Below are 8,090 nucleotides of genomic sequence, written 5' to 3' on the forward strand. Positions count from 1 at the left end.
GATTGACGTAGGCCACGTGCTCGAGCTGTTCCGAGGTCAGGCACTGGCTTTCTTGACCACGCCGGTGAAGCCCGCGACGAACAAGGTCACGAACGCCCAACTGGCGACCTGCAGGAGCACGGTCAACGCGAACAGCGTCTGGGAGAGCGAGGTGTCCGTGAACTGGCACCGCCCCGCGGTGCCGAGCTGCACCAGCGGCACGCTGCGGTCGATGGAGCTGGTGACGGCCTCCAGCACACCACAGGGTTGGCCGCCGTCGCCCGTCGGGTGCCGCAGCAGTCCGGCCATGTCGGCCCAGATCATCAGAACGCAAGAGGCCAGCATGACGCCGCCCAACCACCACAGAGCCCGACCAGGTCGGTAGCCGTACGCGACCGTGACCCACGAGATCCACTTCCAGAGCTTCGTGGCCCTGCGGTCGACGCGCCTGCGGGCCTCGTTCTCCTTGGCGATGAGGACGGTCTTGGCCGCCTCCTCCTCGCCGACGTAGCCGCACGCGGTGGCCAGTTGGCGGTACGGCTGCGAGGTGTAGCGCGGCTGGCACTTCCGGATCACCTGCAGCCACAGGTCGATATGGGGAGCGGTGGGCGGGCTCTTGTAGGTGAACCCGTCCAGCAGCAGCTTCGGTGGTGGATCCTCGACCAGCCGCTGCTTCCAGAAGTCGTCCCCGCCCACGGTGAACGTTCCGTCGAGGCTGCCGTCCCGAAGATCGAGAATGGGTCCCTGGTCGGAGTTGATCAGCTCGCCGTGCACGGTCAGCTCTCCACCCACGTGGGCACCGGTCAACCGCAGTGTGGCCATGTCGCCGGCGGAGGTGGCGGTCAGTTCCGACATCACCGCGACGTCCCCCACCCGCAACTCCTCACCGACAACGGCACTGCCCGACTCGTTGGTGACAGTGGCCCCCTGCAAGGTGAACCGACCGGACACCTTCGCGCCACGGACTCGCACGGCTCCCGACTCTCCGACGCCTCGGGCCCACAGCTTCTGCATGCGCAAGGCGCCGCCGACGTAGATCCCATCGGCGTTGACGGCCGGCCCGACCCTGTTGTCCAGGCGTGCGTCGGTGAGGTCCAGTTCTCCGGCGATGTACGCGTCCTGGATCTGCACCAGGCCGTCCTCGTCGCTCCCGGAGATCGTCAGCCCTGCCAGCGTGAGGGAGTTCTTCAAACGTAGACGAGTGGCCCGAAAGCCCGGCATGAATCCGCTCAGCAGGAGGGACGACAATTCGGCGCGGTCCATGATGACCGGTTCCGCGAATGTGCACTCCCTGAGTTGAAGCGGGAGGCAGCTGCGCACATCCGTCAGATCAAGCCGACCGGTGATCGTCGCGCCGGTGATCCGAATACCGCGAGGATCAGGCGGTCCACCGACTCGGCCCAGCATCAGGTTCCGAATGAGGTCGGCTGCGATCTCGGCAGCAGACGGGCTGAAGTCCATCTCAGCACCGGACCTGACGGACTGGATCAGTTGACTCTCTCGTGAGCGCACAGCCCCACGGTAGGCGCGGCGCAGCGGTCGACACGGCAGCGGCGCCGCTGTTGCTTTCGTTCGGCCGTACGGTCACGCCCGGCCGGCGCACCGGGGTCCCCATCGGTGTCCGGGGAGACCGGTGCTCTCGACAGAAAGGCCTCAAGTTCCCACAATTCGGGCGGCGATCGCCATGAGGGTCACGATCAATTCACTTCGGGTGGCCGATCGACTACGCTCTGCTCGGCAGCGAGGCGCCACGTAGGAGGAGGAACCACCGTGGGTGACGAGAACAAGGGCGGTCCGAACGACGGGAAGGGCGGCGCCCACGCCAAGCCCGGCGGCCCGGAGATCGGTCCGAAGCCGAACCCCGACGGACAGGGCCCCACTCCCGAGCCGAAGCACAAATGACGGCGGTCGCCGGCGGCCAGGTCCAACTGATCGACCGGCTGGAAGCCTCGGGCGCGCTGGCCCCCGACTGGCGGCAGGCCTTCCTCGACGTCGGCCGCCACCTCTTCCTGCCGGACCTCTTCTGGGCGAGCACCAGTGACGGCTACGAACGCTGCGACCGCGCGGAGAACCCCGAGAGGTGGCTGCAACTCGCGTACTCCGACGCGGCGATCGTGACGCAGTGGGACGACGGATCGGACAGTGGACAGCGAGAGCCGACCTCGTCGGTCTCCATGCCGACGATGGTGGCCTCCATGCTGCGCGACCTGGACGTCCGTGAAGGCCACAAGGTCTGGGAGGGCGGAACCGGCCCCGGCTGGAACGCCGGACTGCTGGCCGAGCGCCAGGGAGCCCACAACGTGGTGACGGTGGAACTGGACCCGGCGGTCGCCGCCCAGGCCGCGGTCAACTTCCGGGCCCTCGACGCCGTCCCGACCACGGTGGTGGGCGACGCGGCGGACGGATACCCGCCGGGAGCCCCGTACGATCGGGGGATTCTCACCTGCTCGGTGCGGGAGGTTCCCCCGGCCGTGATCGGGCAGATCCGCCCGCACGGCGTCCTGGTGCTGCCGTTCGCTCCGCTCTTCGGGGGCGGAGCGGTGGCCCGCCTGACCGTGGCCGGTGCCACCGCCACGGGCCCGTTCACCGGATCGTCGGCGTTCATGCGCATGCGGCAGCAGCGCTACCAGGCTCCGCCCGTCGACGACTACCTGCCCGGTGACTGGCCCGGCGCCGCCGTGCAGGAGTTCACGAACCTCAGCCCACTCGGTGTCGTCGACGACTGGCTGGCGTCCTTCGTCGTGGGCCTGGCCGTGCCCGACGTGTACTACCGGCGCGGCGACGGCGGCGACATGACCACCCTGTGGCTGTTCGACACGGGTGTCACCTCCTGGGCGACGGTGGACTCCGTGGACGGCGCGAGCCGGTTCGAGGTTCGCCAGTCGGGTCCGCGTCGGCTGTGGTCGGAGGTCGAGGAGACCGTCCGGTGGTGGGTGGAGGCCGGCCGCCCGGGGTTCGAGCGGTTCGGGCTGACCGTGGCCGGGGGCGCGCACCGGGCGTGGCTGGACGCGCCCGGCAATCTGTTGCCGTCCGTACGGGGTTGAGGCCGACCCGCGCGATCGGGTGCGCTGTCAGGGGGTGACTGCGTACTCGGCTGTCTCCGTCACCCGGTCGGGAGCGGTGTCGTCGGTGAAGCGTGCCGCCGCCACGATGTTGAAGGTGTCGTCGTCGAGCCCGCTGTCGGCGATCACGAGATCGGCGGTCTCGGTGACGGTCGTATGCTCCATGGCGCGGTGCAGGTGGCAGGCGCGTTCGGCCAGGTTCCGTTCCATCCTGCCCAGCAGGTCGGAAGCGTCGGACACGGGGTGTTCCGTCTCGTTCATGTCCGACACGATCTCAATTGTCGATATCTGTGGATCGGTCGGGCTTGGCTTCGCTCGGTGGGTTGATCTCGGAGCCGTTCCCGTGTGGGTGGCATGGTGCGGTTCGCTCCCCGCGTATGGGTGTGCTGGTCCCGCCGTCCCGTTGCTCGTTGCTTCGGCCTTCCTGTCCGGAAAGGCGACGACCGGCTCCGTGCACAGTCGGCCGCCGGGCGGACACATGTCCGATCTGTGGAATGCTCCTGTACATGACGACCAAGAAGATCGAACTGCATGTGCATCTGGAGGGGTCGATCCAGCCGGAGACGCTGCTGGAGATCGCCCGGCGCAACCACGAGTCGCTGCCCGCCGACACGGTCGAAGGCCTGGCCGAGCTCTACCGGTTCACCGATTTCCGTCACTTCATCGAGGTGTGGGTGATGACGACCAACTGCCTGCGCACCGCCGACGACTTTCGCCAGGTGGTCGTCGACTACGCACGGCAGGCGGGCGGCCAGGGCGCGGTCTACCTGGAGGGCATCTTCTCTCCGGCGGAACGCGTGGAGGCCGGCGGAATCGGCTGGGACGAGATCTACACGGGCTACTGCGAAGGTGCCGTCGAGGCACAGGAGCGGTTCGGCGTGACCGTGCGGTTGACCCCGGACCTCTACCGCGGGTGCCCCGTGGAACTGGCCGAGGAGTGTGCACGGGTCTCGGTGCGCTACCGGGACCGCGGCGTGGTCGGCCTGGGCATCGGCGGCGACGAGCGGCGAGGTCCGCTCGCGCCCTACGGCAAGGCTGTGCGGATCGCCCAGGACGGCGGGCTCGCGTTCGTGCCTCATGCGGGGGAGGTCGCCGGCCCGGAGTCGATCCGGGAGGCCCTCGGCCTCGGTGCGGTCAGGCTGCGTCACGGCATCCGGGCTGTGGAGGACCTGCAGTTGCTGGCCGAGATCGTCGACCGGAACGTGGTGCTCGACGTGTGTCCGACCTCCAACGTCCGTACCGGTGTGGTCCGCGACCTCTCCGAGCACCCACTGCCGCGGCTGCGCGAAGCCGGCGCGCTGTGCTCGATCAACACCGACGACCCGGCCATGTTCGGCACCGACCTCAATCGCGAATACGAGGTGGCGGCCGGCCTCGGGCTCGACGCCTCCGCGGCCTACGCTGCCGGTCTGGCCGGCGCGCTCTGCGACGAAACCGTCCGCGCACGCCTGCTTCCCTGACGGCCCGCCCGACCGGAGAGCGGCGTTTCCACCGCCGGCCTGGCCCGGCCGCGTCACGGTCACGGCCGGGGCGGCTGCCCTTGGCGCGCCTCGGCCCCGGACACACTCGGAGGACGTCCTGAACCGCCTTACCCGATTCGGCCGCTGGCTTGGGCCAGGGTGGGCTGGTGGCGCGGAGCGACGGAATTGCCCGGGCGGTGCCAGGCGAACGAGGTCGACCCTAGGCTCCTCAGGGGCGAGCGGTTTCCTCCGCTCATCCTCGTAGGCGAGAGGCAGGACGACCTGGTCTGCCTTGAGGGCCACCTGCGCGTGACCGCCTACGCACTCATCGGCTTCCGGACCGAGATCGAGTGCCTGATCGGCATCGCCCCGACCATGGGATGCCGGGCGAAGTATCCGCACCAAGCTCTCGGCGCTCCGAAGGTCAGGAGGGCTGGTGGGCCGGGGAGTCCGGGTGGGGCCGCATCAACAGCAGGTCCTCGCCCCAGGCGTCCAGCACCGCCGCGTGGCCGGCGGCCCGGGCAGCCGCCTCCACCCGGGCGAAGAGCCGCTGCTGCGGCGCCACTTCGCCGGTCGCGGTGATCCGGGCGACGGTGTCCAGCAGGGCGGCGCTCTCCCAGCCGGGCAGCGGGAACCGGTCCAGTTCCCAGGCCAGGTACTCGTTGTAGGGGCGCGGTCGGCAGTCCAGGGCGAAGACCAGGTCGAGCAGGAATCCGACGCTGGCGGCCGCGTCGAGGCGGCCGGCGAGCGGGGTGCCGTCGCGATGGTTCTTCACCGAGCGGTAGAGCGCGTTGGCGTAGGCGTCCAGCAGGGCGGTGCCGGACCGGAAGGCCTCCTCGGCGCCGAGCCGTCCCATCGCGGCGACGATCCGAGTGACCTCCCCGTCGCGGCGGTCGACCAGCACCTGGGAGCGGGCGATGGCGTACCGCTCCCAGTCGGCGGGCCGGCGAAAACGCTCGAGGGTGGTGACGACCAGGTCGAGCCGAGCGGAGCGGTAGCCGTCGAGCGCGGCCAGCTCGCTCGCCGCGTCGTCGGCGAGGATGACGTAGAGGTCGTGGTCGGAGTGACGGGTGGTCATGCCGTCGTGAGCCCGGGAACCCTTGAGGACGAGCCCGACGACGGCCGGATCTGCCGTCGCATCGGCGACGAACGCCGCGAAATCCAGTGTCACGTCAGCTCCTTGCGCATCAGCGTGCACATCGTCTCGTACCGCTGGACCGAACCGTCCTCCGCCTCCACGTCCCAGGAGTCGAGTTCGCGGCCGACAGTCCGGTAGCCCAGGCGCTCGTAGAGGGCGCGGGCGCGCGGATTGTTCTCCTCGACGGCGAGTTCGGCGCGGGTCAGGCCCCGGGCACCGATCCGCTGCTCGGCGGAGCGGATCAGCAGCGTGCCGATCCCGCAGGACTGCAGCGCCGGATGGACGCCGAGCTGCCAGAGCGTCCCGGCACCGGGCTCGACCGTGTAGTCGATGCCGCCTACCGCCACCGGGAGCCCGACCGGCGTGCACACCGCCAGGTAGTCGATCTCCCCCGCCTCGGCCCGGCGGATCTGGTGGGCGAGCTCGCGCACGTGCTTGGGAGAGCCGGCCCAGGCGCAGGACGGCAGGTCCGCATCGGTGAGGGCGCGCACCGACAGGTGCAGCCTGATCTCGGTCATCGCCGCACCCCTTCGACTCCGGCAACCGGCTCCGGCAGCCGACGTCTCCCATTTCAGCAACCCGGTCCCGTGCCGTCCAAGGGGTTTCGGACCGGCCCCGACGTCAGCCGGTGATGCCCGTTGGCAGGGCGCCAGCCCGGTTCAACCGTCGGCTCGGGTCAGGTAAGCCGGGGCGCGGAGTTGCTCGGGCAGTGCAGTGCTGGGCGAACAAGCCGGGTTCGGGCCCGACCAGGCCGCCGAGACCGACCAGGCGCTTGAGCTTGCGCCGGGTGCTCTCGATGTTCTTCGGCATGATGGCGAGGTCGAGATGCTCGCACAGGTCGCGGGCGCGCATCGGCCCGGCGGCGTCTGCGAGGACGGTGGGAATCTGCTGGCAGGCCGGGGGGCCAGCAGGGCTGGCGGCGGATCGGCTGGCTTCGGAGTAGCTGGCGACAGGGCGAGAAGCTGCGTGCGGAGCTGTTCCGTGGTGGTAGCAAGTTCCCGCTCACGTGCGTCGATCCGATCGAGGAACGGTGTGGTCTGGAGGTCCATGCGGTCACCCGCGCCAGGTGGGTGTGGTCTGACCGGTCAGCCTGCGCGCCATCACATCGATCACGGCCCAGCGCACCCTGCTCTCGTAGTCGCGCACGAGCCGCCTGGACAGCATCAGGATGCCGTGGCCCGGTGCGCTCTCGCCGCGGTAAGGGCACGATCATCGGCCTGTCCGCCGCTGAAGCCGATCCCCTCCTATGACCGCGGTGTGCTGTGCCAGCGCCATGTGGTGAGACGAGAGTGCCCCGGCAGTTCGGCGCGGCCGGTGGCCCACAACAGGGTGAGCCAGGGATCCGCGCCGCCCGGAGCCTCCGGAAACAGACGGGCGAGCACCCGCGAGCAGAGAGCGGAGGGCGGGGTCCAGGCAAGCCCGAAGCCTTCCGCCACATCGTGCATGTGTACCAGCGTCTCCACCACCCCCATCGCCGCGAAGCCTTCAGGATCCGACACCCCGGCGGCGTGGTGGGCGCGGACCCGGGGCGGCGTCGTACGCACCATGGCGGTCAGCAGCGCGCCGCACGCCTCCAGTACCTGCACCAGGCCGGCCGGACCTGCATCACGCTCCGCGAAGAGGAAGTACGCGGGGCCGTCCGGCCTCTTCTGGTGCAACGCGAAAGGCACATGGGTGTCCAGCGGCGGGCTCTGCGGCCCCAGCTGCACGGCGTAGTACAACAGGTCGTTGGCGAGGTGCTCGACGGTCTCCCAGCAGTCCCACTCCAGCGAACCGGCCTTACCGCCCCACCCGTCCGGGGGTGCGTCCCGAAGGACGCCCACCGCGAGCCGCGCGGCAAGGTCGACGTCGTCCGCGGTGACGGGAGACAAGGCTGATCCGGTTTCGACTGATCGAGACATGGCAGCACCGTATCGCGAGGGAAGAGGGCAACTCCTGGGTAGGGTCGGCGGTTCTGACGCTTGGACGCGGGGAGACGTCCGTCCGACGGCTGGGTGTGGTGGCCAAGCTCGGCCAGCCCTTCCCCCGCTGGTCCGTTCGCAGATTCTGGGTCAAACAGGGACGACCCGAGCGGCACCCCGCGACCCACCGTCGCACCCACGGAGTGCGCTACTTCCATGGCTGCCACTCGATCGGCGACGACACACTTTGGGGCGTCAACTGCCGCAAGAAGGGCGCCGGCAACACCCCGGGCCGCGCTCAAGTCGATTCGTGAGGCCCGCCCGGACGGCGCCCTGATCTCTGTGCCGTGTGCATGTGGGACGAGGGCGGGGTGGCCCGCCCCGTCCCTCGCGGTCCCGTCTTCGGGGCGGGGTGGGGTGGGGCGGGCCGTTGCGAACGTGGGAGTTCGCGGGGATGGTTAGTTGAGGGCGGCGAGTGCGGCCTCGTAGTTGGGCTCGTCGGCGATTTCGGCGACGAGTTCGGTGTGCAGGACGGTGTCGTTCTCGTCGA

General features: G+C 69.8%; 8 protein-coding genes and 3 pseudogenes. 4 read left to right on the forward strand and 7 right to left on the reverse strand.

Features of this window, described 5'->3' with window-relative positions:
* Positions 1–36: 36 nt before the first annotated feature.
* The gene (locus tag ABZ449_RS12585; RefSeq protein WP_360344569.1) at positions 37–1,440 is read right to left on the reverse strand and encodes a hypothetical protein; all 1,404 of its coding nucleotides are present in this window, start codon (positions 1,438–1,440) and stop codon (positions 37–39) included.
* 309 nt (positions 1,441–1,749) lie between these two features.
* On the opposite strand from ABZ449_RS12585, the gene ABZ449_RS12590 reads away from it, so the two are divergent.
* Complete coding sequence (locus ABZ449_RS12590) at positions 1,750–1,881, forward strand: hypothetical protein (protein WP_360344572.1); 132 nt, start codon at positions 1,750–1,752, stop codon at positions 1,879–1,881.
* The gene (locus ABZ449_RS12595; RefSeq protein WP_360344575.1) at positions 1,878–3,023 is read left to right on the forward strand and encodes a protein-L-isoaspartate(D-aspartate) O-methyltransferase; all 1,146 of its coding nucleotides are present in this window, start codon (positions 1,878–1,880) and stop codon (positions 3,021–3,023) included. Before ABZ449_RS12590 ends, ABZ449_RS12595 begins: the two co-directional genes overlap by 4 nt.
* 84 nt (positions 3,024–3,107) lie before the next feature.
* Here the strand turns inward: ABZ449_RS12595 and ABZ449_RS12600 are convergent.
* Positions 3,108–3,251: pseudogene (locus ABZ449_RS12600) on the reverse strand (GNAT family N-acetyltransferase); the annotation flags it as partial.
* A 296-nt stretch (positions 3,252–3,547) separates the two neighbouring features.
* Between ABZ449_RS12600 and add the strand changes: the two are divergent.
* Complete coding sequence (add, locus tag ABZ449_RS12605) at positions 3,548–4,501, forward strand: adenosine deaminase (RefSeq protein ID WP_360344578.1); 954 nt, start codon at positions 3,548–3,550, stop codon at positions 4,499–4,501.
* 424 nt (positions 4,502–4,925) lie between these two features.
* Here add and ABZ449_RS12610 read toward each other — a convergent pair whose 3' ends face one another.
* The 5 genes and pseudogenes from ABZ449_RS12610 to ABZ449_RS12630 all read right to left on the reverse strand — a co-directional run bounded on the left by ABZ449_RS12610 (position 4,926) and on the right by ABZ449_RS12630 (position 7,540).
* Positions 4,926–5,672, reverse strand: a complete 747-nt coding sequence (locus tag ABZ449_RS12610) for a hypothetical protein (protein ID WP_360344581.1) — start codon at positions 5,670–5,672, stop codon at positions 4,926–4,928.
* A complete protein-coding gene (locus ABZ449_RS12615; RefSeq protein WP_360344584.1) occupies positions 5,669–6,157 on the reverse strand; it encodes a GNAT family N-acetyltransferase in 489 nt (162 codons plus the stop codon). The genes ABZ449_RS12610 and ABZ449_RS12615 overlap by 4 nt, the downstream gene beginning before the upstream one ends.
* Positions 6,158–6,260: 103 nt before the next feature.
* Entirely contained in the window at positions 6,261–6,491 is a 231-nt protein-coding gene (locus ABZ449_RS12620) for a hypothetical protein (protein WP_360344587.1), read from the reverse strand.
* 201 nt (positions 6,492–6,692) lie between these two features.
* Positions 6,693–6,812: pseudogene (locus ABZ449_RS12625) on the reverse strand (IS5/IS1182 family transposase); the annotation flags it as partial.
* 71 nt (positions 6,813–6,883) lie between these two features.
* On the reverse strand, positions 6,884–7,540 hold the full coding sequence (locus ABZ449_RS12630) for a hypothetical protein (RefSeq protein WP_360344590.1): 657 nt from the start codon (positions 7,538–7,540) through the stop codon (positions 6,884–6,886).
* Between the two features lie 155 nt (positions 7,541–7,695).
* On the opposite strand from ABZ449_RS12630, the pseudogene ABZ449_RS12635 reads away from it, so the two are divergent.
* Positions 7,696–7,873: pseudogene (locus ABZ449_RS12635) on the forward strand (IS630 family transposase); the annotation flags it as partial.
* Positions 7,874–8,090: the final 217 nt, after the last annotated feature.

The organism is Kitasatospora sp. NPDC005856 (assembly GCF_040629945.1).
In the GTDB taxonomy this organism is placed as follows: Bacteria; Actinomycetota; Actinomycetes; order Streptomycetales; family Streptomycetaceae; genus Kitasatospora.

Excerpts from the sequence above, each read along its gene's own strand:
- ABZ449_RS12585 (WP_360344569.1), bottom strand. The coding sequence starts at position 1,440 with ATGGACTTCAGCCCGTCTGCTGCCGAGATCGCAGCCGACCTCATTCGG.
- ABZ449_RS12595 (WP_360344575.1), top strand. The coding sequence starts at position 1,878 with ATGACGGCGGTCGCCGGCGGCCAGGTCCAACTGATCGACCGGCTGGAA.
- ABZ449_RS12615 (WP_360344584.1), bottom strand. The coding sequence starts at position 6,157 with ATGACCGAGATCAGGCTGCACCTGTCGGTGCGCGCCCTCACCGATGCG.
- add (WP_360344578.1), top strand. The coding sequence starts at position 3,548 with ATGACGACCAAGAAGATCGAACTGCATGTGCATCTGGAGGGGTCGATC.
- ABZ449_RS12630 (WP_360344590.1), bottom strand. The coding sequence starts at position 7,540 with ATGTCTCGATCAGTCGAAACCGGATCAGCCTTGTCTCCCGTCACCGCG.
- ABZ449_RS12620 (WP_360344587.1), bottom strand. The coding sequence starts at position 6,491 with ATGCGCGCCCGCGACCTGTGCGAGCATCTCGACCTCGCCATCATGCCG.